22 protein-coding genes and 1 pseudogene are annotated in these 24,217 nt (G+C 71.5%); 13 read left to right on the forward strand and 10 right to left on the reverse strand.

Annotated elements, in window-relative coordinates; all coding sequences use genetic code 11:
- Positions 1 to 126 precede the first annotated feature (126 nt).
- Positions 127 to 1,434, forward strand: coding sequence for a M28 family metallopeptidase (locus P8A20_RS29475; RefSeq protein ID WP_147962180.1), 1,308 nt, complete (start codon positions 127 to 129; stop codon positions 1,432 to 1,434).
- A gap of 67 nt (positions 1,435 to 1,501) precedes the next feature.
- Here the strand turns inward: P8A20_RS29475 and P8A20_RS29480 are convergent, their stop codons facing one another.
- Both P8A20_RS29480 and P8A20_RS29485 read right to left on the reverse strand, forming a co-directional pair.
- Positions 1,502 to 2,716 (reverse strand): acyl-CoA dehydrogenase family protein, encoded by a 1,215-nt coding sequence (locus P8A20_RS29480; protein WP_147962181.1) that lies wholly within the window; start codon positions 2,714 to 2,716, stop codon positions 1,502 to 1,504.
- A gap of 7 nt (positions 2,717 to 2,723) precedes the next feature.
- Complete coding sequence (locus P8A20_RS29485; RefSeq protein ID WP_147962182.1) at positions 2,724 to 3,746, reverse strand: phosphotransferase family protein; 1,023 nt, start codon at positions 3,744 to 3,746, stop codon at positions 2,724 to 2,726.
- A gap of 215 nt (positions 3,747 to 3,961) precedes the next feature.
- Here P8A20_RS29485 and P8A20_RS29490 point away from each other — a divergent pair, with 215 nt between their 5' ends.
- Positions 3,962 to 4,897 carry an NADP-dependent oxidoreductase gene (locus P8A20_RS29490; RefSeq protein WP_306104533.1) on the forward strand — a complete coding sequence of 312 codons (936 nt, stop codon included), beginning with the start codon at positions 3,962 to 3,964 and terminating at the stop codon, positions 4,895 to 4,897.
- Between the two features lie 43 nt (positions 4,898 to 4,940).
- Here P8A20_RS29490 and P8A20_RS29495 read toward each other — a convergent pair whose 3' ends face one another.
- From P8A20_RS29495 to P8A20_RS29510, 4 genes are read right to left on the reverse strand one after another with little or no spacing between them, the layout of a single operon-like run.
- The gene (locus P8A20_RS29495; protein ID WP_147962184.1) at positions 4,941 to 5,252 is read right to left on the reverse strand and encodes a DUF202 domain-containing protein; all 312 of its coding nucleotides are present in this window, start codon (positions 5,250 to 5,252) and stop codon (positions 4,941 to 4,943) included.
- Complete coding sequence (locus P8A20_RS29500; protein ID WP_147962185.1) at positions 5,249 to 5,644, reverse strand: YidH family protein; 396 nt, start codon at positions 5,642 to 5,644, stop codon at positions 5,249 to 5,251. The genes P8A20_RS29495 and P8A20_RS29500 overlap by 4 nt, the downstream gene beginning before the upstream one ends.
- On the reverse strand, positions 5,641 to 6,177 hold the full coding sequence (locus P8A20_RS29505; protein WP_306104534.1) for an NUDIX domain-containing protein: 537 nt from the start codon (positions 6,175 to 6,177) through the stop codon (positions 5,641 to 5,643). Before P8A20_RS29505 ends, P8A20_RS29500 begins: the two co-directional genes overlap by 4 nt.
- On the reverse strand, positions 6,164 to 7,081 hold the full coding sequence (locus P8A20_RS29510) for a DMT family transporter (protein ID WP_147962187.1): 918 nt from the start codon (positions 7,079 to 7,081) through the stop codon (positions 6,164 to 6,166). Before P8A20_RS29510 ends, P8A20_RS29505 begins: the two co-directional genes overlap by 14 nt.
- A 163-nt stretch (positions 7,082 to 7,244) precedes the next feature.
- Between P8A20_RS29510 and P8A20_RS29515 the strand changes: the two genes are divergently transcribed.
- Entirely contained in the window at positions 7,245 to 8,900 is a 1,656-nt protein-coding gene (locus P8A20_RS29515) for an FAD-binding dehydrogenase (protein WP_306104535.1), read from the forward strand.
- Positions 8,901 to 8,945: 45 nt separating this feature from the next.
- Here the strand turns inward: P8A20_RS29515 and P8A20_RS29520 are convergent, their stop codons facing one another.
- Positions 8,946 to 9,371, reverse strand: coding sequence for an ASCH domain-containing protein (locus P8A20_RS29520; RefSeq protein WP_147958028.1), 426 nt, complete (start codon positions 9,369 to 9,371; stop codon positions 8,946 to 8,948).
- Positions 9,372 to 9,613: 242 nt separating this feature from the next.
- On the opposite strand from P8A20_RS29520, the gene P8A20_RS29525 reads away from it, so the two are divergent.
- The 4 genes from P8A20_RS29525 (at position 9,614) to P8A20_RS29540 (ending at position 13,619) form a co-directional block, all read left to right on the forward strand.
- Positions 9,614 to 10,576 carry a hypothetical protein gene (locus P8A20_RS29525; RefSeq protein ID WP_147958029.1) on the forward strand — a complete coding sequence of 321 codons (963 nt, stop codon included), beginning with the start codon at positions 9,614 to 9,616 and terminating at the stop codon, positions 10,574 to 10,576.
- A 46-nt stretch (positions 10,577 to 10,622) separates the two neighbouring features.
- Positions 10,623 to 12,188 (forward strand): APC family permease, encoded by a 1,566-nt coding sequence (locus tag P8A20_RS29530; protein ID WP_147958030.1) that lies wholly within the window; start codon positions 10,623 to 10,625, stop codon positions 12,186 to 12,188.
- 77 nt (positions 12,189 to 12,265) lie between these two features.
- On the forward strand, positions 12,266 to 13,012 hold the full coding sequence (locus P8A20_RS29535) for a molybdopterin-dependent oxidoreductase (protein WP_147958031.1): 747 nt from the start codon (positions 12,266 to 12,268) through the stop codon (positions 13,010 to 13,012).
- Positions 12,954 to 13,619, forward strand: coding sequence for a cytochrome b/b6 domain-containing protein (locus P8A20_RS29540; protein WP_147958032.1), 666 nt, complete (start codon positions 12,954 to 12,956; stop codon positions 13,617 to 13,619). The genes P8A20_RS29535 and P8A20_RS29540 overlap by 59 nt, the downstream gene beginning before the upstream one ends.
- Before the next feature lie 6 nt (positions 13,620 to 13,625).
- Here P8A20_RS29540 and P8A20_RS29545 read toward each other — a convergent pair whose 3' ends face one another.
- Complete coding sequence (locus P8A20_RS29545; RefSeq protein ID WP_147958033.1) at positions 13,626 to 15,023, reverse strand: GntP family permease; 1,398 nt, start codon at positions 15,021 to 15,023, stop codon at positions 13,626 to 13,628.
- Between the two features lie 11 nt (positions 15,024 to 15,034).
- Entirely contained in the window at positions 15,035 to 15,544 is a 510-nt protein-coding gene (locus tag P8A20_RS29550; protein ID WP_147958034.1) for a gluconokinase, read from the reverse strand.
- A 144-nt stretch (positions 15,545 to 15,688) separates the two neighbouring features.
- Between P8A20_RS29550 and P8A20_RS29555 the strand changes: the two genes are divergently transcribed.
- The 3 genes from P8A20_RS29555 to P8A20_RS29565 all read left to right on the forward strand — a co-directional run bounded on the left by P8A20_RS29555 (position 15,689) and on the right by P8A20_RS29565 (position 18,180).
- Entirely contained in the window at positions 15,689 to 16,390 is a 702-nt protein-coding gene (locus tag P8A20_RS29555) for a FadR/GntR family transcriptional regulator (protein ID WP_147958035.1), read from the forward strand.
- A gap of 75 nt (positions 16,391 to 16,465) precedes the next feature.
- Complete coding sequence (locus P8A20_RS29560; RefSeq protein ID WP_147958036.1) at positions 16,466 to 17,551, forward strand: S-(hydroxymethyl)mycothiol dehydrogenase; 1,086 nt, start codon at positions 16,466 to 16,468, stop codon at positions 17,549 to 17,551.
- Complete coding sequence (locus P8A20_RS29565; RefSeq protein WP_147958037.1) at positions 17,551 to 18,180, forward strand: MBL fold metallo-hydrolase; 630 nt, start codon at positions 17,551 to 17,553, stop codon at positions 18,178 to 18,180. The genes P8A20_RS29560 and P8A20_RS29565 overlap by 1 nt, the downstream gene beginning before the upstream one ends.
- Positions 18,181 to 18,192: 12 nt before the next feature.
- On the opposite strand, the gene P8A20_RS29570 is transcribed toward P8A20_RS29565, so the two are convergent.
- The gene (locus P8A20_RS29570) at positions 18,193 to 19,131 is read right to left on the reverse strand and encodes a pseudouridine synthase (protein ID WP_306104536.1); all 939 of its coding nucleotides are present in this window, start codon (positions 19,129 to 19,131) and stop codon (positions 18,193 to 18,195) included.
- Positions 19,132 to 19,525: 394 nt separating this feature from the next.
- Between P8A20_RS29570 and P8A20_RS29575 the strand changes: the two genes are divergently transcribed.
- The 3 genes and pseudogenes from P8A20_RS29575 (at position 19,526) to P8A20_RS29585 (ending at position 24,204) form a co-directional block, all read left to right on the forward strand.
- On the forward strand, positions 19,526 to 20,584 hold the full coding sequence (locus P8A20_RS29575) for a rhamnogalacturonan acetylesterase (RefSeq protein ID WP_147958039.1): 1,059 nt from the start codon (positions 19,526 to 19,528) through the stop codon (positions 20,582 to 20,584).
- A complete protein-coding gene (locus P8A20_RS29580; protein WP_147958040.1) occupies positions 20,581 to 21,537 on the forward strand; it encodes a glycoside hydrolase family 43 protein in 957 nt (318 codons plus the stop codon). The genes P8A20_RS29575 and P8A20_RS29580 overlap by 4 nt, the downstream gene beginning before the upstream one ends.
- Positions 21,538 to 21,653: 116 nt before the next feature.
- Positions 21,654 to 24,204, forward strand: a pseudogene (locus P8A20_RS29585) (alpha-L-arabinofuranosidase family protein).
- The last annotated feature ends 13 nt before the right edge of the window (positions 24,205 to 24,217 follow it).

Here is a 24,217-nt window from a genome sequence, read left to right on the forward strand (position 1 = left end):
ACGGTACGCGGACATTGATTGAGCATCGGGGGCGCACCGCGCACCGCCCGCTCCAGGCCCCGGTCGTGCACGCCCGGGGACCCCCCGCACGTTCCGTCAGTCCCCGAACGGAATCCGGAGCCCTCGATGAACCTCGCCCGTCTCAGATCCCTTCCCGTGGCCGCGCTCGCCGTCGCGGCCCTGCTGGTGACCGCGGCCCCCGCCGCCCAGGCCACTCCCGAGGCCGTTGCCGCGGCCCCCGACATCCCGCTCGCCAACGTCAAGGCGCACCTCACCCAGTTGCAGTCGATAGCCACCGCCAACGGCGGCAACCGGGCCCACGGCCGGACCGGTTACAAGGCGTCGGTCGACTACGTGAAGGCCAAGCTGGACGCCGCCGGGTACACCACGGCGCTCCAGCAGTTCACCTCCGGCGGTGCCACCGGGTACAACCTGATCGCCGACTGGCCCGGCGGCGACCCGAACCAGGTCCTCATGGCCGGCTCACACCTCGACTCGGTGACCTCCGGTGCGGGCATCAACGACAACGGCTCCGGATCGGCGGCCGTGCTGGAGACCGCCCTCGCCGTCTCGCGGGCGCAGCTCGCACCGGACAAGCACCTGCGTTTCGCCTGGTGGGGAGCCGAGGAACTTGGCCTCGTCGGTTCGAAGTACTACGTCAACAACCTGGCCACCACCGAGCGTTCCAAGCTCGCCGGCTACCTCAACTTCGACATGATCGGCTCGCCCAACCCCGGCTACTTCGTCTACGACGACGACCCGGTCATCGAGCAGACCTTCAAGGACTACTACGCCGGTCTGTCGATACCCACCGAGATCGAGACCGAGGGCGACGGCCGTTCCGACCACGCCCCGTTCAAGAACGCGGGCGTGCCGGTGGGCGGGCTGTTCTCCGGCGCGGACTACACGAAGACCAGCGCCCAGGCCCAGAAGTGGGGCGGAACCGCCGGCCAGTCCTTCGACCGCTGCTACCACTCGTCGTGCGACACGACGGCGAACATCGACGACACGGCCCTGAACCGCAACAGCGACGCGGTCGCCCACGCGATATGGACCCTGTCCGCCGGGACGGTCACCCCGCCCACCGGGACCGTCTTCAGTAACGCCGCCAACGTCTCCGTGCCCGACAACGGCGCCGCGGTGACCTCCTCGGTCGCGGTCACCGGCCGCACGGGCAACGCCCCGTCCGCGCTCAAGGTGGGGGTCGACATCAAGCACACCTACCGCGGAGACCTCGTCGTCGACCTGCTCGCACCCGACGGGACCGCGTACCGGCTGAAGAACTCCAGCAGCAGCGACTCGGCGGACAACGTGATCGCGACGTACACCGTCGACGCGTCGAGCGAGACGGCCAACGGGACCTGGAAGCTGCAGGTGAGGGACGTCGCCGCGCAGGACACCGGCTACATCGACAGCTGGCAGCTCACCTTCTGACCCGCGGTCGGGACCCGAGGCCGGGACCCGCCGGGGAGGCGCCGCACGGGCGCCTCCCCGCACCGGGTCAGAGGTACTTCTTGATCTCGCGCCGCGCCAGCGACCGCTGGTGCACCTCGTCCGGTCCGTCCGCCAGCCGCAGCGTCCGGGCCGAGGCCCAGAGTTCGGCCAGCGGGAAGTCCTGGCTGACGCCACCGGCGCCGTAGAGCTGCACCGCCTGGTCCAGGATGCCGACGACCGCGCGCGGCGTGGCGATCTTGATCGACTGGATCTCGGTGTGCGCCCCGCGGTTGCCCACCGTGTCCATCAGCCAGGCCGTCTTCAACACCAGAAGCCTGAGCTGCTCCACCGTCACCCGGGCGTCCGCGATCCAGTTCTGGACGACGCCCTGCTGCGCGAGCGGCTTGCCGAAGGCCGTACGGGCCACTGCCCGGCGGCACATCAGCTCGATCGCACGCTCGGCCATCCCGATCAGCCGCATGCAGTGGTGGATGCGGCCCGGGCCGAGCCGCGCCTGCGCGATGGCGAAGCCGCCGCCCTCCTCGCCGATCAGGTTCGCGGCGGGCACCCGTACGTCGTCGAAGACGACCTCCGCGTGGCCGCCGTGCGAGTGGTCCTCGTAGCCGTACACCTGCATCGCGCGCCGGACCTCGAGTCCCGGGGTGTCGCGCGGGACGAGGATCATGGACTGCTGGCGGCGGATGTCCTCGCCGTCCGGGTCCGTCTTGCCCATCACGATGAAGACTGCGCAGTCCGGGTTCATCGCCCCGGAGATGTACCACTTGCGCCCGTTGATGACGTAGGAGTCGCCGTCCCTGGCGATCCGGGTCTCGATGTTCGTCGCGTCCGACGAGGCCACCTCCGGCTCCGTCATCGCGAACGCCGAACGGATCTCCCCGGCCAGCAGCGGCTCCAGCCACTGCTTCCTCTGCTCCTCGGAGCCGAACTGGGAGAGCACCTCCATGTTCCCGGTGTCCGGCGCCGCGCAGTTCAGCGCCGTCGGGGCCAGGTGCGGGCTGCGGCCGGTGATCTCGGCCAGCGGGGCGTACTGCAGGTTCGTCAGCCCGGCCCCGTACTCCGCGTCCGGGAGGAAGACGTTCCACAGCCCCTGCCTGCGCGCCTCCGCCTTCAGGTCCTCCACGATCTGCGGGGTGTCCCAGGGGGACGCCAGCTGTGCGCGCTGCTCCTCGGCGACCTGCTCTGCGGGATATACGTGCTCGTCCATGAACGTGAGCAGCTTCGTGCGCAGCTCTTCGGTACGGGCGTCGAATGCGAAGTCCACGGGGTGATCAGCCTTCCTGGAGGGTGGTGAGGCCGTGCGCGATGAAGACGGGGACCAGGTCGCCGATGCGGTCGAAGCCGGCGCCGACGGTCCGGCCCAGGGTGTAGCGGTAGTGGATGCCCTCGAGGATCACGGCGAGCTTGAACCACGCGAAGGCCGTGTACCAGGAGATGGCGGAGGTGTCCCTGCCGGAACGGACGGCGTAACGCTCGATCAGTTCGGCCGGGCTCGGGTGGCCCGGGGCGCCGCTGGTGGTGGAGACCGGCGACTCGGGCAGCCCCAGGTCGGAGCTGTACATCACGAGCAGACCGAGGTCGGTGAGCGGGTCGCCCAGGGTGGACATCTCCCAGTCCAGGACCGCCTCGATCCGGTCGTCCCGGCCGATCAGGACGTTGTCCAGGCGGTAGTCGCCGTGCACGACGGTGGGAGCGGGGGAGACGGGCAGCTCCCGGCCGAGCGCGGCGTGCAGCTCGTCGATCCCGGCCAGCTCACGGTTGCGTGAGGCGTCCAGCTGCTTGCCCCAGCGCCGCAGCTGCCGGTCCAGGAAACCCTCCGGACGCCCGAAGTCGCCGAGGCCGACGGTCGCGGGATCGACGGCGTGCAGGTCCACCAGGGTGTCCACGAGTCCCAGGACGACCGCCCTGGTGCGCTCGGCGCCGAGCGGGGCCAGCTGTTCGGCGGTGCGGTACGGCGTGCCCTCGACGTACTCCATGACGTAGAAGGGCGAGCCGATGACCGCGTCGTCCTCGCAGAGCAGGAGGGTCTCCGGCACCGGGACCGCCGTCGGGTGGAGCGCGCTGATCACCCGGTGCTCACGCTTCATGTCGTGCGCGGTGGCGAGCACGTGCCCCAACGGAGGCCGGCGCACGACCCACTGCCCGGAACCGTCGGTGACGACGTAGGTGAGGTTCGAGCGGCCGCCCTCGATCACCCGGGCGTCGAGCGGCCCGTTCACCAGCCCCGGCCGCTCACGGTCGAGATGGCCGCGCAGCAGGTCGAGATCGAGACCTGGCGGGTGGACTGGGCTCATGGGGCGTACCTCCGGGGCGGTTGGACGGTCGGGACCATGATGCCGACCAGTCGGTATGTCGTCCAGTGTCCGCCCGGAATCCGAGAAGTGATCTGGGGCTCCCCGGCCCCGGCCGGGCGGTCACCGTGTGCTCGCCGTGCTCCGGTACCCGGGGGCTGCCCGAGGAGGTCACCCCAGGAGTTGCGGGGGCCCCGGCCCGCCCTGATCGTCGGAGGATGAAGGCGATCAGCTACAGCAGGTACGGCTCGGCCGACGTCCTCGAGTACGGCGAGCGGCCCGACCCGAAGGTCGGGCCCGACACGGTCCTGGTGAAGGTGCGGGCCGCGGCGGTGAACCCCGTCGACTGGAAGGCCCGCGAGGGCTACCTCCAGGCGGGCCTGGAGGCCGTGTTCCCCGTCGTCCCCGGCTGGGACGTCTCCGGTGTCGTGGTCCAGCCCGGCGCCGCCGTCGACGAGTTCGCGGTGGGGGACGAGGTCATCGGCTACGTCCGCGAGGACTTCCTCTCCCGCGGCACCTTCGCCGAGTACGTCGCCGCCCCCGTGCGCACCCTCGCCCGCAAGCCCCTGAGCATCGGCTTCGAGGAGGCGGCGGGCCTTCCGCTGTGCGGCCTCACGGCACACCAGGTGCTGCACCGCACCCTGAAGGTCCGGGAGGGCGAGACCGTGCTCGTCCACGCGGCAGCCGGAGGGGTCGGCTCGCTGGCCGTCCAGCTCGCACGGCACGCGGGCTGCCGGGTCATCGGCACGGCGGGACCCCACAACCACGACTACGTGACCCGGCTGGGCGGCGAACCCGTGGAGTACGGCGACGGGCTCGCCGCCCGGCTCCGGGACCTGGTACCCGACGGCTTCGACGCGGCGTTCGACACCGTCGGCGGGGAGGCGCTGCGCGTCTCCGCCGAGACCCTGGCGCCCCAGGGCAGGCTCGCGTCCATCGCCGACGCCGAGGTCTTCTCCTACGGCGGGCACTACGCCTTCGTGCGCCCCGACGCCGAGGACCTCGCCCACCTCGCCGGACTCGCCGAGCAGGGCATCGTCTCCGTCCACGTGGACCAGGTCTTCACCCTGGAGCAGGCCGCCGAGGCCTACCGGCTCAACGAGCAGGGACGGACCCGCGGCAAGATCATCGTGACCGTGCCCTGGGAGGACTGAGACGGGACAGGCCGGGTCCGGGGCGCCCGGCCGCCGGATCCCCTCAGAACAACGTCGCGGCGGCGAACACCGCGAGCGCGACCGTGCACGCGACCGCCGCCAGCGCGAGGCGCCGCGGCAGCGGGGCGGGACGCGCCGTCCCCATGCCCGTCACCCGGCGGTGCGCCACCGCGAGGAAGCCCAGCCAGGCCAGCAGGCTCGCGGCCACCGCCAGGGCCGCGGCCCCGGTCGCCCCGCCGACCAGTGCCTGGCGTACCCCGAGCAAGGCCACCACGGTGCACGCCAGGGTGGTGCGGCGCCAGGCCAGCCGCGTCCGTTCGGGCTGGAGCCCGGGGTCCCGGGCCGGGCCGGTCACCGGCCCTCCCAGCCGAACAGGACCACCACCACCATCGCGACCGCCACCAGCGCGACCACGAGGCTGAGCAGCGCGGGGAAGCGCGATGCCGGAAGGTCCTCGCCGCGCCGCATCGCGCGCTCGCACCGCACCCAGTGGTTCACGGCCCGCAGCGCGCAGAGCACCCCTGCGGCCAACAGCCCGAGGGCCAGCCCGGCACGGATGCCCCAGGCCAGTCCGGGCAGGAACTGGTCGACCGCGAACCCGCCGCCGATGAGGGCGAGAGCCGTCCTGATCCAGGCGAGGAACGTGCGCTCGTTGGCGAGGGAGAAGCGGTAGTCCGGGGTGTCACCCTCCTCGCGGATCCGCTCCGGGGCGAACCACAGCCGCAGTCCGCGCGTGAAGTCGCTCATGCGGCGGGCCCCGCGCCGCCGCCGGCCCGGAACCTCCGGAGCCGGTGGTGGGCGGCCAGGCCGTCCGGCACCCACGGCCGGTCGCCCAGCCGGTCCTCCAGCTCGGCGTCGGTCAGGAAGGCGTGCAGGTCGACCTCCTCCGCCTGGGGCCGCACGGGCAGCTCGCAGCGCACCTCGTACACGTAGGACCACCAGCTGTGCCCGGTGCCCTCGTCCTCGTAGAGGAACTTGAAGAGCGGCGTGGGGCGGGGGAGACCGGACACCCCCAGCTCCTCCTCCGCCTCGCGCAGCGCGGCCTCGTCGTAGGACTCGCCCGCCCCCACGACCCCGCCGACGAACATGTCGTAGTGCGAGGGGAAGACCAGCTTCGTCGCCGTCCTGCGGTGGACGAACAGCCGGCCCTCCGCATCCCTGGCCTCGATGAAGACGACGCGGTGGCGCAGGCCGCGTACGGTCGCCTCGCCGCGGGGCGCCTGCCCGACGACCTCGTCGTTCTCGTCGACGATGTCCAGGATCTCGTCAGCCGGATTCATGGGGCCCATCCAACATCAACCGGTCTGCTGCCGTGGAACCGTGCCTGTCCTTCCCCTCCGGCATCGCCGGGTGGAGCCCCAGCAGCACGATCCCCGTCACGATGGCCGCCAGCCCGGCGGCCTGCCAGGCCAGTGCGCCGGTGTCGGTGCGCACCTGGTCGCCGAGGAAGCCGATCCCGCAGACGATGCCGGCCAGGGGCTGCGCGGCGGTCAGGGCCGGGAGCGACATCCGCAGCGGGCCCGCCTCGAACGCGCTCTGGACGAGGATCAGGCTGGTCACACCCATGACGACGAGTGCGTAGGGCTGCCAGCCGGTGAACAGGGCGCCCAGGCCGCCCTCGTCGAACCGCAGGGCGCAGACGCGGGTCAGCGCGTCCTGGAGGCCGTACAGCAGTCCACCCGCCAGCCCGAGCATCGCGGGTGCCCACGGCGTACGGGGATGCCGGGCGAAGGCGGTCAGGACCAGTGCGAGCCCCACCACCACACCGATCACCAGCCAGTGCCGCAACGGCTCCGTCACCGCCTCGCCGCCGCTCGGCTGGCCGGCCAGCAGGAACGCCGTGACGCCGCCGGCCAGCAGCCAGAGGCCGCCCCAGCCCTGACGTCCGAGGCGCTGGCCGGTGAAGAAGCGCGCCAGCGCCAGCGCGAACAGCAGATTGGTGGCCAGCAGAGGTTCGACGACCGACACCTCGCCCTGACCCAGCGCGAACGCCCCCAGGGCCATGCCGCAGATCATCAGACCGATGCCGGCCAGCCAGCTCGGCACCCTCATCAGGTCCAGCAGCAGCCGGGGGGACAGGAAATCGCTCTGCGGCGCGCGGCGTGCCGCGTCCTGCTGCAGGACGAAACCGAAGCCCGTGCAGCACGCGGCGCCCACGGAGAGCAGGATTACCAGCAAGGACACGGTCCGACGATAGCCCCGCAGCGGTACGGGAAGCGTGAAGCCGCCGTCGCCCGGACGGTTGACGTGAGGGGCGGCCGGTACCCAAGATCTGACGCACCAGTAACTTCTCACCGGGCCGGGACCCGCGCCGGGCCGCCCCGCATGTCCCGAAGGACGGAACCCCATGGCGTACGACGCTGATGTGATCGTGATCGGGGCAGGGCTCGCGGGGCTGGTCGCCACCGCCGAGCTCGTCGACGCGGGCCGCACGGTGATCCTGCTCGACCAGGAGCCCGAGCAGTCCCTCGGCGGCCAGGCGCACTGGTCCTTCGGCGGCCTCTTCCTCGTCGACTCGCCCGAACAGCGCCGGATGCGGATCAAGGACAGCCGTGAGCTGGCCCTCCAGGACTGGTACGGCACGGCGGGCTTCGACCGCGAGGAGGACCACTGGCCACGGCGGTGGGCCGAGGCGTACGTCGACTTCGCGGCGGGGGAGAAGCGGTCCTGGCTGCACGCCCAGGGGCTGAGGCTCTTCCCCGTCGTCGGCTGGGCGGAACGCGGCGGTTACGACGCGAGGGGCCACGGCAACTCCGTCCCCCGCTTCCACATCACCTGGGGCACCGGCCCCGGCGTCGTGGCCCCCTTCGAGCGCAGGGTCCGGGAGGGGATGGCGAAGGGACTCGTCCAGGCACGCTTCCGCCACCGGGTGACCGGTCTCGGCCGCTCGGGCGGAGAGGTCGACACGGTCACCGGCGAGATCCTCCAGGAGAGCGGCGCCGAGCGGGGCACCGCGAGCAGCCGCGAGACCACCGGCGCGTTCGAGCTCAGGGCCCAGGCCGTGATCGTCACCTCCGGGGGCATCGGGGGCAACCACGACCTCGTGCGCGCCCAGTGGCCCGCGCGGCTCGGCACCCCGCCGGAGAAGATGCTCTCCGGGGTCCCCGCGCACGTCGACGGACTGATGCTGGGCATCGCCGAGAAGGCGGGCGCCCACCACATCAACCGCGACCGGATGTGGCACTACACCGAGGGCATCGAGAACTGGAACCCGATCTGGGACAAGCACGGCATCCGCATCCTGCCCGGCCCGTCCTCCCTCTGGCTGGACGCGCGCGGCAAGCGGCTTCCGGTCCCGCTGTTCCCGGGCTTCGACACCCTGGGCACCCTCGAACACATCATGAGGTCGGGCCACGGATACACCTGGTTCGTCCTCGACCGGAAGATCATCGGCAAGGAGTTCGCACTCTCGGGTTCCGAGCAGAACCCGGACCTGACCGGGAAGTCGGTGCGCGACGTGATCGGCAGGGCCCGCGCGGACGTCCCCGGGCCGGTGCAGGCGTTCATGGACAAGGGAGTGGACTTCGTCGTCGAGAAGGACCTCGGCGCGCTGGTACGGGGGATGAACGCGCTCACCGGCGACGCTCTGATCGACGAGGACGACCTGCGCCGCGAGATCACCGCCCGGGACCGTGAGATCGCCAACCCCTTCACCAAGGACCTCCAGATCACGGCGATCAACGGTGCCCGCTCCTACCTCGGCGACAAGCTGATCCGCACGGCGAAGCCGCATCGCATCCTCGACCCCGCGGCCGGCCCCCTGATCGCCGTACGGCTCAACATCCTGACCCGCAAGTCCCTCGGGGGCCTGGAGACGGACCTCTCCTCCCGCGTCCTGACCGAGGACGGCACCCCGCTGGCCGGGGTGTACGCGGCGGGGGAGGCGGCCGGCTTCGGCGGCGGCGGGGTCCACGGCTACCGGTCGCTGGAGGGCACGTTCCTGGGTGGCTGCATCTTCTCCGGCCGTGCGGCGGGCCGCGCTGCGGCGAAGGCGGTCGGCTGACGGCAAGGCTCGACGGCCGGCGCCGGTCTGACGGGGCGCCGGCCGTCAGGCGAGGCGCTCCACCACCCGGAAGCGCTCCGCCACGATCATCGTGTCGTCGTCCACGGTGAACCCCGGGTCCCCGAGCGCCTCCCGCATCTCCTCGCTGTGCCAGAACGTCTCGTGCCCCGCCCGCCACTCGGCCACCGACGTGTACCCCTCGCCCTCGTCGAGGGCGTGCTGCAACCCCACCGAGCCCAGTGGCAGCACGCGCACCTCCGTCACCTCGACCACGGCGACCTCCCGCCCGTCGGAGTCGACGACCGCGGACCGCTCGCCCACGGGCGGGAGCTCCTCGCGCTCGGCCTCGTACTCGACGAGCAGCCCCGAGGTGGAGACCTTCTCGCCCGAGAGCACGGCGGCCACCAGACGGTCGCGCAAGGGCCCGGGGAATGCGAGCAGGAACGGCTTGAGCGGTTCACGGTTCTCCATGGCGGCAGTGTGGCACGCGTCACCCCTTCCTCATCCGTCACGCCGGTGGACGGCTCGCGAACTGCGTGAACGGCGAGTTCCACGCCCCCTGAATCGCCAACTCCGCTTCCAGTAAATGCAGTTGTGGCAAGACCGACCTTGACGCCGAGCCTTGCCTACCGCTTTGCTGTGCGCGATCGTCTGCTCGCACAGCGCATCGAAATGTGCTGATCTCACGTCGAAGTCGAAAAGGAATCCTGCGGATGTCTCCGCCTCCGCCGCCCCTGGGCCGTTCCCGACGCAGGGGCGGGCGCTCGGACCACGCCTTCGACCCGGCACTCGGTGACAGCGAACTCATCGACGTACGAAGCAAGTTCGCACAGGGCCGTTGGACCCGGGCGCGCTCCCTGCTGGTCGCGACCGGCACCGACTGGGACCGCCGCGGCCACCGGCTCCTCGCCCTCGCCGCCGTCCCGTCCGCCGCCGGGTGGGCGGCCGACTGGCTGCTCGCCGAGCCCGACAGCGCCGACGCCACGACGCTGCTGGCCTGCGCCACCGTCGTCCGCTCCCGGCGCACCGAGGCCGGTGCCGAAGAACGTGACCGGGCGCGCGAGGCGTGCCTGACCGCGGCCGCGCTCGACCCCGCCGACCCCACCCCCTGGCTCGGCCTGATGACACTGGAGCGCACACACGGCACCCACGAGGCGGCCGCCGGACACTTCGAGGAGATCCGCGCCCGCCACCCCGAACACCACCACGGCCACCACCTGATGACGGCCTCCCTCGCCGGGACGAACCCCGGGAGCGATCCCCTCCACGAGGTGTACGACTTCGCCGCATGGGCCGCCGAACAGGCCCCGGCCGACTCGCCGCTCGCCGTGCTCCCCGTCGTCGCCCACGCCGAGCGCTACCGCGTCCTCGCCGCCGCCGGAGCCGTGTCCGACGACCCGGCGGCCTCGGGCCACTGGTCGGGGCGCAGGGCCCGGCAGGTCATGAAGGCCGCCTTCGACTGGTGGCTCGAATGGGAACGCGAGGACCACCCCCGCCACCACACCGACCTCAACTTCCTGGCTCACGCCAAGATCTGCGAAGGCCGCCCCGCCGAGGCCGCGGCACTGTTCCACCGCATCGGCCCGCACGCCACCGAGGTCCCGTGGTCGTACGCCGGACGCGACCCGTACACAGAATTCACCGCCGCGCGCACCCTCGCGTTCGGTGCCCCCTGACGCACGTCTGCACGCACGTCTCCACCGAGGAAGGGACCACCCCGCCATGTCGACGGGCAGAACAGACACCGGCGCGACCGGCACCACCGGCGCGGACCGCGGGATCAGCACCTACAAGGGGGAGGAGCGCGCGCTGCGCGCCGACCGGCTCGGCACCCCCGGGCTGCTCCTGTCCGTCCTCGCCGCCAGTGCCCCGCTGATGGTCGTCGCGGGTGTGATGCCCACGGTCTTCGGGGTCATGGGCATCGTCGGACAGCCCCTGCTCTACGTGATCCTCGGCATCGTCCTGATGCTGTTCGGCGTGGGCTACGCGGAGATGAGCCGGCACGTCCACAACGCCGGTGCCTTCTACGCCTACATCGCCCGCGGACTCGGCCCCACGGCCGGTGCGGGCGCCTCTCTCGTCGCGCTGGTCGCCTACAGCGCCATGCAGGTCGGCATCTACGGCATCCTCGGCTTCGAGGTCTCGGGCCTCTTCGCCACCTATCTCGACATCGACCTCCGGTGGTGGATCCCCGCCCTGGTCTCCGTGGCCGTCGTCGGCGTACTCGGCTGGCTGAAGATCGACCTCAACGCCAAGGTCCTCGGAGTCCTGCTGGTCGTCGAGTGCGCCCTCGTCGTGATCTTCGACATCGCCGCCGTCGGCAAGCCGGGCCCGGAGGGCCTGTCCCTGCACGCCTTCGACCCGGAGACCCTGACCGGAGCCGGCCTGGGCACCGCGCTCTGCTTCTGCATCGCCGCGTTCGTCGGCTTCGAACAGGCCCCGGTGTACGCGGAGGAGACCAGCCGCCCGCAGGTCGTCGTGTCCCGCGTGATGTTCCTGGCCGTCGGCTACGCCGCGCTCTTCCTCGCAGTGAGCTCCTGGGCCCTGACCGTCGCCGCCGGCCCCTCCTCCATCGCGGACACCTCGCTCAAGGAGGGCCCCGGGATGCTCTTCGGCCTCACCGAGGAACGGCTCGGCGCCACCTTCACCGACGTCCTGCACGTCCTGTTCGTCACCGGCATGTTCGCCGCGCTGCTCAGCTTCCACAACGTGGTGGCCCGCTACGCGTTCGCCATGGGCAGGGAAGGGCTGCTGCCCGCCGGATTCGGCCGCACCAACAAGGCGAGCGGAGCCCCCGCGACCGGCTCCATGCTCCAGTCCGCGGTCTCCGTCGTCATCGTGCTCGCCTTCGCCGTCACCGACGACAACCCGGTCGGCGACCCCACCGCGCCCGTCCTGCACCTCTTCACCTGGATGGGCAACGTCGGCGCGCTCGGCGTCATCGTCCTGATGGCCACGGCCTCCTTCGCCGTCATCGCGTTCTTCGTACGGCGCGGCGCCGGCCGGGCCCAGGCGCCCAGGCTCGTCGCCTCCGGACTCGCGGGCCTCGCCCTGCTCGCCATCGCCGTGTTCACCGTCCGGGACTTCGACGTCCTGGTCGGCTCGGGCCCCGGCTCGACGCTGAACTGGCTGCTGCCCGGTGTGATCGTGCTGGCCCTCGCCGGAGGTCTGGCCTACGGGGCGGTGCTGCGCCGCACCAGGCCCGAGGTCCACGCGCGGATCGGCCTCGGGAACGAGGCGTTCCAGCTGGAGAAGGCGGCGGAGGGGGTTCCGGCGAATACCCGCTGACCCAGGCCTCCTCACCGGAACACGACGTGTGCCCGCGGCCCCTGGTGAAGGGGGACCGCGGGTGCTCGAATGGGTGGGTGAACAATCCCCCTCCCGACAGTGACCGCTCCTCCCCGGACGACGGCGGCGCACCCGTCGGACGCCGCCTGGTCCTCGCCATGCTCGGCCTCGGCGCCGCCGGGGTGGTGGCCGCGCCCGTCCTCCAGCGCACGCTGGAGAGCGGACTGGGCGCGGTCGCCGACAAGGACCCCACCGGGCTCACCGGCCTGCTCCCCAACGGCGGCGGCTTCCGCTACTACTCGGTCACCACGTCGGTGCCCGAGAAGACCGCCGCCGACTACCGCCTCACCGTGGACGGCCTGGTCGACCGCCCGGCGACGTACACGCTCGGCTCCCTGAAGGCGCTGCCGCAGACCCGCATGGTGCGCGACGTCCAGTGCGTCACCGGCTGGCGGGTGCCAGAGACCCCGTTCGAGGGCGTCAGGCTCTCCGCCCTGCTGGACGCGGCAGGCGTACAGTCCGGTGCGAAGGCGATCCGCTTCACCTGCTTCGACGGTTCCTACAGCGAGAGCCTCACGCTCGAACAGGCCCGCCGTCCGGACGTCCTGGTCGCCACGCGCATGCAGGACGAGCCGCTGGCCCACGCCCACGGCGGGCCGGTCCGGCTTTACGTGGCCCCCATGTACTTCTACAAGTCGGCGAAATGGCTCTCCGGGATCACCGTCACCGATTCCGTACGCCCCGGATACTGGGAGGAGCTCGGCTATGACGTCGACGCCTGGGTCGGCCGGTCCAACGGCCGCGACGACGCCCCCACCGTCTGACCCCTCCCCGAGGGTCCGGCGCTTCACCGCGGCGGAACGGATGGTGCACCGCGCCACGGCCTGGCTGGTGCTGATCTGCATCGCCACGGCAGCCTGCCTGTACGTCCCCCAGCTCGCCGAACTCGTGGGCCGCCGACGTCTCGTGGTCACCGTCCACGAGTGGTCCGGGCTGCTCATTCCGGTACCGCTGCTTGCCGGACTGGTCTCCCGCGCCCTGCGCGCCGACCTCTCCCGGCTCAACCGCTTCGGGCCGCACGACAGGCAGTGGCTGCGGGCGGCCCTGCGGCGCGACCGCTCACCGGGATCCCGCCCGGCCGCGAAGTTCAACGCGGGCCAGAAGCTCTACGCCGCCTGGATCGCGGGGGCCGTGCTCGTGATGCTCGGCACGGGACTGCTCATGTGGTTCACCGGGCTCGCCCCGCTGGTGTGGCGCACGGGCGCGACCTTCGTCCACGACTGGCTGGCCCTCGCGACCGGCATCGTCGTCGCCGGCCACATGGCGAAGGCGCTCGCCGACCCGGAGGCACGCCGTGGCATGCGCACCGGGTCGGTCGAGCGCCTCTGGGCCCGTTCCGAGCACCCGTTGTGGCGGGAACCGGAGGAGTGACGCCGGCTACAACACCAGCGACAGCAGCAGGATGAAGGCCAGCGAGACGACGGAGATGATGGTCTCCATCACCGACCAGGTCTTGATCGTCTGCGGGACGTCCATGCCGAAGTACTCCTTCACCAGCCAGAACCCCGCGTCGTTGACGTGGCTGAAGAAGAGCGAACCCGCACCGACCGCGAGGACGAGCAGTGCCGCGTGGGACGTGGACATGTCGGCGGCCAGCGGGGCGACCAGACCGGCCGCGGAGATGGTGGCCACGGTCGCCGAGCCGGTCGCCAGCCGTATCGCCACGGCGATCAGCCAGCCGAGCAGCAGGGCGGGGATCGACCAGTTCTCGGAGAACTCCAGGATCATCTGGCCCACACCGGCGTCGATGAGGGTCTGCTTGAACCCGCCGCCGGCGCCCACGATGAGCAGGATGCCCGCGATCGGGGCGAGCGACTTCTCGACGGTGGCGGACAGACGGCCCTTGGTGAACCCGGCCGCGCGGCCCAGGGTGAACATGCCGACGACGACGGCCGCCAGCAGCGCGATCAGCGGCGAGCCGATGACGTCCGTGACCCGCTGGACGTGGTTTTCGGGGTCGTCCACCACGATGTCGACCAGTGCCTTGACCAGCATCAGGACGACGGGCAGCAGGATCGTCGCCAGGGTCGCGCCGAAGCTTGGCCGGCGGTCCAGCTCCTCCGACGGGCGCTGCGGGATCATCTTCTCCGGCGCCTCGATGTCCACCCAGCGGGCGGCGTAACGCGAGAAGACCGGGCCCGCGATGATCACGGTCGGGATGGCCACCAGCACACCGAGCGCCAGCGTGACGCCCAGGTTGGCGCCGAGGGCGTCGATCGCCACCAGCGGGCCGGGGTGCGGGGGAATCAGCCCGTGCATCACGGAGAGTCCGGCGAGCGCGGGGATGCCGATCCGCATCAGCGAGTAGTTGCCGCGCTTGGCGACCAGCAGCACGACCGGAATCATCAGCACGATTCCGACCTCGAAGAACAGCGGAAGCCCGATGATCGAGGCGATCAGGACCATCGCCCACGGCATCGCACGCCCGCTCGCCTTCGCGAGGATCGTGTCGACGATCTGGTCGGCTCCGCCGGAATCGGCGAGCAGCTTGCCCAGGATGGCGCCCAGGGCGATGAGGACACCGACACCCGCGACGGTCGAGCCCAGGCCCGCGGTGAAGCTGGTGATCGTCTTCGCCGGGTTGGCGCCGGCGAAGGAACCGAGCGCCAGCGAGCCGATGGTCAACGCGAGGAACGCGTGCATCTTGAGCTTGGTGATGAGCAGGACGATGACGGCGATACCCGCCAGGACGGCGATACCCAGCTGTGCGTTGCCGGCCGAAGTGATGGGTTCGACGGCATCCGCTGCCAGCATCTCGACGCTGAGACTGGTCACGGTGGTGATCCTTAGTTGGCGAGCCGGCGCAGCGCGGCGACGGCTCGGTCGGTGATTTCCTCAGGGGTGCCGGACACGTCCACGGAGACTCCCGCTTCGTCCTCCTGCAGGGGCTGCAGGGTCGCGAACTGGGAGTCGAGGAGCGCGGTCGGCATGAAGTGGCCCTTGCGGTCCGCCATGCGGCGTTCGATGAGGGACCGGTCGCCGGTCAGATGCAGGAAGAGGGCACCGGGGGCCTCGGCCCGCAGCCGGTCGCGGTAGGCGCGCTTGAGCGCCGAGCTGCTGACGACGCCGCCGAGCCCCGCCCGGCCGTGTGCCCACCGCCCGATCGCGTCCAGCCACGGCCAGCGGTCGTCGTCGTCCAGCGGGGTGCCCGCGGACATCTTGGCGATGTTGGCCGGCGGGTGGAAGTCGTCGCCCTCGGCGTAGGGGACGCCCAGGGCGTCGGCGAGCAGGGGGCCGATCGTGGTCTTGCCGGTCCCTGCTACGCCCATCACCACGACGACGTGGGGGGTGCTCATTGCTGCCTCGCTGTCTTCATCGACATCGGTCCGCGACATCGGTCCGTCGCGCTACTGAAACCCATTACGTACGACTTATTCAAGAGGCTGTGACATAAACGTCGTACTTTTAGATCCCGAAGGCCGCCCCGTAGGCTTGTGGGCATGACCACACCTGCCCAGGGCCTCCATACGCATGTGCTGGACACCCTGGGTCTGGAGATCGCCGCGGGGGACTGCGCACCGGGCCTGGTCCTGCGCACGGACGAGCTCGCGCAGCGCTTCGACGTCTCACGCACCGTCGTGCGCGAGGTGATCCGCGTCCTGGAGTCCATGCACCTCGTCGAGTCACGGCGCCGGGTCGGGGTGACCGTGCGGCCCACCGAGGAGTGGAACGTCTACGACCCCCAGGTCATCCGGTGGCGGCTCGCCGGCGCCGACCGCCCCCGGCAGCTGCGTTCCCTCACCGTGCTGCGGTCCGCCGTGGAACCCGTCGCCGCGGGTCTCGCGGCCCGGAACGCCACCGCCGAGCAGTGCGCCGCACTCACCGAGTGCGCCCTCGGAATGGTCGCGACCTCACGCGGCCAGCAGCTGGAGGGATACCTCCGGCACGACATCGCCTTCCACCGCGTCGTCCTCAACGCCTCGGGCAACGAGATGTTCGCGCGGCTCGGCGACGTCGTCGCCGAGGTCCTCGCCGGCCGCACCCACCACCAGGTGATGTTCGAGGACCCGGACCCCGCCGCGGTCACGCTCCACGTCCGGCTCGCCGAAGCCGTCCGCGAGGGGGACGCCGAGGGCGCGGAACGGCTCACCAAGGAGATCGCCGTCGGCGCGCTGCACGAACTGGACGTGCTGGCCCCGTGAGCGCCCTCCCGCCCGGGTACGGTGGACGGGATCGATCTTCGGTACAACGGGGCAGTCGGAATGGGAGACCACGGCATGGCGCAGCAGGTACGAGGGGTCATCGCACCGGGAAAGAACGAGCCCGTGCGGGTGGAGACGATCCTGGTGCCGGACCCGGGCCCCGGTGAGGCCGTGGTCAAGATCCAGGCGTGCGGCGTCTGCCACACCGACCTGCACTACAAGCAGGGCGGCATCAACGACGACTTCCCGTTCCTGCTCGGTCACGAGGCCGCGGGTGTCGTGGAGTCCGTCGGCGAGGGCGTCACCGACGTCGAGCCCGGCGACTTCGTCGTCCTCAACTGGCGCGCGGTGTGCGGTCAGTGCCGTGCCTGTCTGCGCGGCCGCCCCTGGTACTGCTTCGACACCCACAACGCGAAGCAGAAGATGACCCTCCTGGACGGCACGGAGCTCTCCCCGGCGCTCGGCATCGGCGCGTTCGCCGAGAAGACCCTCGTCGCCGCAGGCCAGTGCACCAAGGTCGACCCCGAGGTCTCCCCGGCCGTCGCGGGTCTGCTCGGCTGCGGAGTCATGGCGGGAATCGGCGCGGCCATCAACACCGGCCAGGTCGGCCGCGGCGACTCGGTCGCCGTCATCGGCTGCGGCGGCGTCGGCGACGCGGCGATCGCCGGTGCGCGGCTCGCGGGAGCGGCGAAGATCATCGCGGTCGACATCGACGACCGCAAGCTGGAGACGGCGAAGAGGATGGGCGCCACCCACACCGTCAACTCCCGCTCCGGCGACCCCGTCGAGGCGATCCGCGCGCTCACCGACGGCAACGGCGCCGACGTCGTCATCGAGGCGGTCGGACGCCCCGAGACGTACAAGCAGGCCTTCTACGCCCGTGACCTGGCAGGCACCGTCGTCCTCGTCGGCGTGCCCACCCCGGAGATGCAGCTCGAACTCCCGCTCCTGGACGTGTTCGGACGCGGCGGTTCGCTCAAGTCGTCCTGGTACGGCGACTGCCTCCCCTCGCGCGACTTCCCGATGCTGATCGACCTGCACCAGCAGGGACGCCTCGACCTGGGCGCCTTCGTCACCGAGACCATCCAGCTCGACGAGATCGAGCAGGCCTTCGCCCGGATGCACGACGGCGACGTCCTGCGCTCGGTGGTGATCCTCTGATGGCCGCCCGCATCGACCACCTGGTCACGTCCGGCACCTTCGCCCTCGACGGCGGCGAGTGGGACGTCGACAACAACGTCTGGATCGTCGGCGACGACACCGAGGCCGTCGTCATCGACGCCGCCCACGACGCCGCCGCGATCGAGGCCGCACTCGGCGGGCGTACGCTGCGCGCGATCATCTGCACCCACGCGCACAACGACCACATCGACGCGGCTCCGGCCCTGGCCGACGCGACCGGCGCGCCGATCCTGCTGCACCCGGACGACCTGCCGCTCTGGCAGCAGACCCACCCGGACCGCGCCCCCGACGGCGAACTCGCCGACGGCCAGGAGCTGGAGGTGGCGGGGACTCGCCTCACGGTGCTGCACACCCCGGGCCACGCCCCGGGCGCGGTCTGCCTCCACGCCCCCGGGCTGAGCACCGTCTTCACCGGGGACACGCTCTTCCAGGGCGGGCCGGGCGCCACCGGGCGGTCCTTCTCGCACTTCCCGACGATCATCGACTCGATCAGGGACCGGCTGCTCGCCCTTCCGCCGGAGACCGCCGTCCGCACCGGACACGGCGACTCCACCAGCATCGGCGCGGAGGCGCCGCAGCTGCAGGACTGGATCAACCGCGGCCACTGACCGCGGCGGGGATCACCGGTCCGGCCACGCGGAGAGCCGCAGGCCGCTCTCGAAGCGGCGCGGCACACCCGTGACCGGATCGGTGAACTCCAGTACTTTCGCGAGCAGTTGCAGTGGGCGCCCGAAGTCCTCGCGCTCCGGGTCCGGCTCCACCACGGGATAGACCGGATCGTCCACCAACGGCAGCCCCAGCGCGTTCATGTGGACCCGCAGCTGATGGGTGCGGCCGGTCGCGGGCAGCAGCCGGTAGTGGCCGAGAGCGCCCCGGTGCTCCAGTAGTTCGATCCGGCTCTCGCTGTTCACCGTCCCCGGCTCCTCGCGCGCGGCGATGACCCCACGCTCCTTGACGATCCGGCTCCTAACAGTCCTGGGCAGCACGAGCTCCGGATCGTACGCGGCGACCCCCTCGTACTCCTTGCGCACCAGCCGGTCCCGGAACAGCGTCTGGTACGCCCCGCGGTCCCCGGCCCGTACGACGCAGAGCACCAGGCCCGCCGTCAGCCGGTCCAGTCGGTGCGCGGGCTGCAGTCCGGGCAGCCCCAGGGTGTCACGCAGCCGGGCGACCAGGGTCTCGGTGATGTGCCGGCCGCGCGGGGTGGTGGCCAGGAAGTGCGGCTTGTCCGCGACCACCAGGCGTTCGTCGCGGTGGACGATGCCGACGGGGAAGGGCACCGGCTCCTCGGGGGCGAAGTCGCGGTGGAACCAGAGGTGACGCCCGGCGGTGTACGGCTCGTCGGGGCGCACGGCGCAGCCGTCCGCCCCGACGAACCGGCCCTCGGCCAGCATGGCGTCCACCCGCACGGTGCCGATCGCGCCCGCGAACCGGTCCAGCAGGTGGTCCCGGACGGTGGGCCAGGCCCCGGCCGGGTCCGCGGGCAGCCGCACCCGCACCGGGTCGACGCCCGCGCGCTGGGGGAGCGGGGCGGCCGGGGGCTTCGCCCGTCCTCTCATCGCATGGGTCCTTGTCGCCGGAGGGCCCGGAACGGACGGGCCGGGTCCCTCCATCATCCCATCGCGAGAACCTCCAGCAGTCGCTCGTGCCCCGTGGTGAGCCCGGCGGCCGCCGGCGGCGCGGCTCGGGGTCACCGGCGGCGGACGCCGCGTGTGCCGGATCCGCGTCCGCGGGGGGCGGGAGTTCTTCGCGAGAGGGGCGGACGTATTGCTCTCCCGATAAAATGTTCGAAATGTCGGACTTCGTCGAATCGGCCCGACGTCAGGGGTGTCGGCGGGGCGAGTCAAGGGTGCGGACGAAATCGGCCGCCCCGTAGAAAGCGCTTACGGGAGGCGCTATGGTTCCTGCCCGTTGAATCCATTCAGCGTCCGTCCGACACGGAGGAGCCCTTCCATGCGCCGAGCCGGTACCGCACTGCTGGCCGCCTGCACCGCCGTCGCCGCTCTGACCACCGTCACCGCCACCCCTGCCCGCGCGCAGGCTGACGGACCCCGGGACGCCGGCCTCCGGCACTGCGCAGGCACCGCCCCCGTCGTCTGCCACTTCGACGTCACCCCCGGCACCTATCGCGTCCGCGTCCTGCTCGGCGGAGGCCAGGGCGCCGGTTCCACGTCCGTCACCGCCGAGACCCGCAGGGCCGTGCTCGCCGAGACGCGCAACGCCCCGGGCGAGACGCTGCGACGCGGCTTCACCGTGGACGTCCGCGACCCGGAGGGCGAGCCGACCGGGGCCACCGGCAGCCCCGGGCTCGACCTCACGTTCGGCGGCGCGGCCCCGCGGCTCGCCGGCCTGCGGGTGGAACGCGTCCGCACCCCGCAGATCCTGCTCGCCGGGGACTCCACCGTCTGCGACCAGGCCGGCGAGCCCTACACGGGCTGGGGGCAGCAGCTTCCGCAGTACCTCACCGACCGGGTGACGGTCGCCAACCACGCCGACTCGGGGGAGGGCTCGCAGTCCTTCCGGGACAACCCGGCGCTCTTCCCGGCGCTGCGCTCCCGCATCCGGCACGGGGACCTCGTCCTCGTCCAGCTCGCCCACAACGACAAGCAGACCGACCGGGACACCTACCGGGCCAACCTCACGGCGATGATCGAGGACGTGCGCGCCGAGGGAGGCAGACCCGTACTCGTCACCCCGGTCGTGCGCCGCTGGTTCAACGCCGACGGCACGCTCGACAACGGCACCGCGCTGCTCGTCAACGGCCTGGGCGTCGACCTGCCCGCCGAGGTCCGTGCCCTCGCCTCCGAGCAGGGCACCGGGCTCGTCGACCTCACGGCCCTGACCAAGGCCCGGGTCGAGGAACTCGGCCCCGAGGGCTCGAAGGCCCTCTACCTCTACGACGAGAAGCGCGACAACACCCACACCTCGGTGCGGGGTGCCACCGAGTACGCGGCGCTCGTCCTCGCGGAACTCCGCGACCAGCGGCTGCTCGCCTCCCGCGAGGTCCGGTGAAACCCGCCCCGCCCGCCGTGGGCCCCTACCGAAACCCGCTGGCCGGGCAGCGCGCCGATCCCCACATCACCCGGCACACGGACGGCCGTTACTACTTCACGGCGACGGTCCCCGCGTACGACCGGATCGTCCTGCGTTCCTCCCACACCCTGAACGGCCTGGCCACAGCCGAGGAGTCGGTGATCTGGAGCCGGCACGCCACCGGTGACATGGCCGCCCACATCTGGGCGCCGGAACTCCACCGCATCGACGGGGCGTGGTACATCCACTTCGCCGCGGCACCCGCCGACGACGTGTGGAAGATACGGATCTGGGTGCTGGAGAACGTGAGCGCCGACCCCCGCCACGGCACCTGGACAGAGAAGGGGCGGATCCTCACGGCGTGGGACACGTTCTCGCTCGACGCCCACGCCTTCGCCCACCGGGGCGAGCGTTACCTGGCCTGGGCTCAGCACGAACCCGGGCTGACGGACAACACGGCGATCTTCCTCTCCCGCATGGCGGACCCCTGGACCCTGACGGGCCCTCAGGTCCGGATCAGCGCCCCCGAGCACGACTGGGAACGCGTCGGTTTCGCGGTCAACGAAGGCCCCGCGGTCCTCCGGCGCAACGGCCGCGTCTTCATGACGTACTCCGCGAGTGCCACGGACGCCAACTACTGCGTGGGCCTGCTCACCGCCGGAGCGGGGAGCGACCTGATGGACCCCGCGTCCTGGGTCAAGTCCCCGCAGCCCGTCTTCACCGGCAGCGCGGAGACCGGGCAGTACGGCCCGGGCCACAACTGCTTCACCGTCGCCGAGGACGGCCGCACGGACGTGCTGGTGTACCACGCCAGGCCGTACGAGGAGATCGCCGGCGACCCGCTGGACGACCCCGGCCGCGACACCCGCGTGCAGCCGCTGAGCTGGCGGGCGGACGGCACGCCGGACTTCGGCGTCCCCGTGCGGTCCTGAGGTCCCGTACCGGCCAGTTCCGGCGGAGGCGTTGACGCGCTGCCGCGCCCTGCCTATCTTGCGTTCGAAGTTCTGGGCAACGTCCGATATCTCGAACAATGATCCCTGGAGCGTCCATGCCGCACCCGCACCTGTGGACGAGACCGATCGTCCCGGCCATCGCCCTCCTGCTCTGCACGCTGGTGGCCGCACCCACCCGCGCCGACGACGGCCCGCCCGTGGCGGAGGCGACCGACTACTCCCTGACCGTGCACCCCGACCGCACGGGCCCCGCGATCGGCAAGTCGATGTACGGCGTCTTCTACGAGGACATCAACCATGCGGCGGACGGCGGACTGTACGCCGAACTCGTCCAGAACCGCTCCTTCGAGTACGACCGCGCCGACAACGCCGCGTACTCACCCATGACCGCCTGGAGCGAAGCCGCCGTGGCCGGCGCCACGGGGCGCGCCACGACGGTGGACGACGACCAGCGGCTGGGTGAACGCAACCGGCGCCATCTGCGCCTCGACCTCGACGGGACCGGAGGGCGGGGCCGGCTTCGGAGTCACCAACTCCGGCTGGAACCAGGGCCTGGCCCTGCGCAGGGGTGAGCGCTACGACTTCTCCGTCTGGGCCCGCACCGACCGTCCGGCGGGAACCGCGCTGACGGTCGCGGCGACCACGGCGGACGGCACCGCGCTCGCCACGCCCCTGCGCGTCGACGCACGCGGTGACCGCTGGGCGAAGTACACCGGCACCCTCACCGCCCGCGGCTCGGCGGCCGACGGCCGGCTCACCGTCACGGCGGCGGGCGGCGGAACCGTACGGCTCGACATGATCTCGCTCTTCCCCCGCGACACCTACAAGGGCCGGCCGAACGGTCTGCGCAAGGACCTCGCGGAGAAGACCGCCGCGCTGCACCCGGGCTTCCTGCGCTTCCCCGGCGGCTGCCTCGTCAACACCGGGAGCCATGAGGCGTACGAGGCGCCGAACTGGGAGCGCAAGCGTTCCTACCAGTGGAAGGACACCATCGGCCCGGTCGAGCAGCGACCCGTCAACGCCAACTTCTGGGGCTACAACCAGACCTACGGCCTGGGGTACTACGAGTACTTCCAGTTCGCCGAGGACATCGGGGCGATGGCCCTCCCGGTCGTACCCGCCCTGGTCACCGGCTGCGGACAGAACAGGGCGACCGACGACCCCGCCCTGCTGCGACGCCACATCCAGGACACCCTCGACCTGATCGAGTTCGCGAACGGCCCGGCCGGCTCCACCTGGGGTGCCAAGCGCGCCGCGATGGGTCACCCCGCGCCCTTCGGCCTCACCCACCTCGAGGTCGGCAACGAGGAGAACCTCCCCGACGAGTTCTTCGCCCGCTTCACCGAGTTCCGCGAGGCGATAGAGGCCAGGTACCCCGGCATCACCGTGATCAGCAACTCAGGCCCCGACGACAGCGGCACCACCTTCGACCGCGCCTGGCAGCTCAACCGCGACGCGGACGTCGCGATGGTCGACGAGCACTACTACAACAGCCCGCAGTGGTTCCTGGAGAACAACGCGCGCTACGACACCTACGACCGCCGCGGCCCGAAGGTGTTCCTCGGCGAATACGCCTCCCTCGACAACCGCTTCTCCAACGCCCTCGCCGAAGCGGCCTACATGACCGGCCTGGAACGCAACGCCGACGTCGTCGAGCTCGCCTCCTACGCGCCGCTGTTCGCCGACACGAACGACGCGCAGTGGCGGCCGGACATGATCTGGTTCGACAACGAGAAGTCGTGGGGATCGGCGAACTACGAGGTCCAGAAGCTCTTCATGAACAACGTGGGGAACCGCGTCGTCCCGAGCACCGCCTCCTCGACGCCCGCCACCACCGCGCCGATCACCGGCGCGGTCGGACTGTCGACCTGGGCGACCGCGGCGGCCTACGACGATGTCCGCGTGACGGGGGAGGACGGCACCGAGCTGCTGAGCGACGACTTCTCCGCCGGCGACGAGCGGTGGACGAAGGCCGCGGGGCGCGGCGACTGGGCCGTCCAGGACGGGGCGTACGTCCAGTCCGACGAGAGCGCGGAGAACACCCTGGTCATGGCAGGGGACACCGGCTGGCAGAACTACGACCTGAAGGTCCGGGCCACCAAGAAGTCGGGGAAGGAGGGCTTCCTCGTCGCCTTCGGGGTCAAGGACACCGGGAACACCTACTGGTGGAACCTAGGCGGCTGGGGCAACACCCGCTCCGCCGTGGAGAAGTCGGTGGACGGCGCCAAGCAGACGATGGCCGAGGACACCACGACGATCGAGACGGGGCGCGCCTACGACGTCCACGTCCAGGTGCGCGGCCGGCAGGTCACCCTCTTCCTCGACGGCGAGCAGTGGGGAACCTTCACCGACGACAAGGCGGCCGAGCCCTTCCGGCAGGTGGTCACCCGGGACGACGCCACCGGCGACCTCGTCGTCAAGGTCGTGAACGCACAGGCGGCGGACGCCAGGACCCGGATCGACCTGGGGGCGAAGCCGTCCGCGCGTACCGCCCGGCTGACCACGCTCCAGGCCGCCCCGGAGGCCGTGAACACCGCCGAGGACCGTCAGGTGGCGCCACGTACCTCGACGCTGCGCGTCGACGGGCCGGTGCTCACCCACACGTTCCCGGCGCACTCCGTGACGTTCCTGCGCATCAGGCAGTAAGCCGGAGAAGAAA

The sequence above is a fragment of the Streptomyces sp. Alt3 genome (genome assembly GCF_030719215.1).
GTDB classification, from domain to species: Bacteria; Actinomycetota; Actinomycetes; order Streptomycetales; family Streptomycetaceae; genus Streptomyces; species Streptomyces glycanivorans.

Coding starts and splice junctions, on each gene's coding strand:
- P8A20_RS29500 (WP_147962185.1), bottom strand. CDS start 5,644: ATGAGCGACTTCACGCGCGGACTGCGGCTGTGGTTCGCCCCGGAGCGG.
- P8A20_RS29485 (WP_147962182.1), bottom strand. CDS start 3,746: ATGAGCCCAGTCCACCCGCCAGGTCTCGATCTCGACCTGCTGCGCGGC.
- P8A20_RS29515 (WP_306104535.1), top strand. CDS start 7,245: ATGGCGTACGACGCTGATGTGATCGTGATCGGGGCAGGGCTCGCGGGG.
- P8A20_RS29525 (WP_147958029.1), top strand. CDS start 9,614: ATGTCTCCGCCTCCGCCGCCCCTGGGCCGTTCCCGACGCAGGGGCGGG.
- P8A20_RS29555 (WP_147958035.1), top strand. CDS start 15,689: ATGACCACACCTGCCCAGGGCCTCCATACGCATGTGCTGGACACCCTG.
- P8A20_RS29550 (WP_147958034.1), bottom strand. CDS start 15,544: ATGAGCACCCCCCACGTCGTCGTGGTGATGGGCGTAGCAGGGACCGGC.
- P8A20_RS29540 (WP_147958032.1), top strand. CDS start 12,954: ATGACGTCGACGCCTGGGTCGGCCGGTCCAACGGCCGCGACGACGCCC.
- P8A20_RS29570 (WP_306104536.1), bottom strand. CDS start 19,131: ATGAGAGGACGGGCGAAGCCCCCGGCCGCCCCGCTCCCCCAGCGCGCG.
- P8A20_RS29520 (WP_147958028.1), bottom strand. CDS start 9,371: ATGGAGAACCGTGAACCGCTCAAGCCGTTCCTGCTCGCATTCCCCGGG.
- P8A20_RS29505 (WP_306104534.1), bottom strand. CDS start 6,177: ATGAATCCGGCTGACGAGATCCTGGACATCGTCGACGAGAACGACGAG.
- P8A20_RS29490 (WP_306104533.1), top strand. CDS start 3,962: ATGAAGGCGATCAGCTACAGCAGGTACGGCTCGGCCGACGTCCTCGAG.
- P8A20_RS29475 (WP_147962180.1), top strand. CDS start 127: ATGAACCTCGCCCGTCTCAGATCCCTTCCCGTGGCCGCGCTCGCCGTC.
- P8A20_RS29560 (WP_147958036.1), top strand. CDS start 16,466: ATGGCGCAGCAGGTACGAGGGGTCATCGCACCGGGAAAGAACGAGCCC.
- P8A20_RS29575 (WP_147958039.1), top strand. CDS start 19,526: ATGCGCCGAGCCGGTACCGCACTGCTGGCCGCCTGCACCGCCGTCGCC.
- P8A20_RS29530 (WP_147958030.1), top strand. CDS start 10,623: ATGTCGACGGGCAGAACAGACACCGGCGCGACCGGCACCACCGGCGCG.
- P8A20_RS29565 (WP_147958037.1), top strand. CDS start 17,551: ATGGCCGCCCGCATCGACCACCTGGTCACGTCCGGCACCTTCGCCCTC.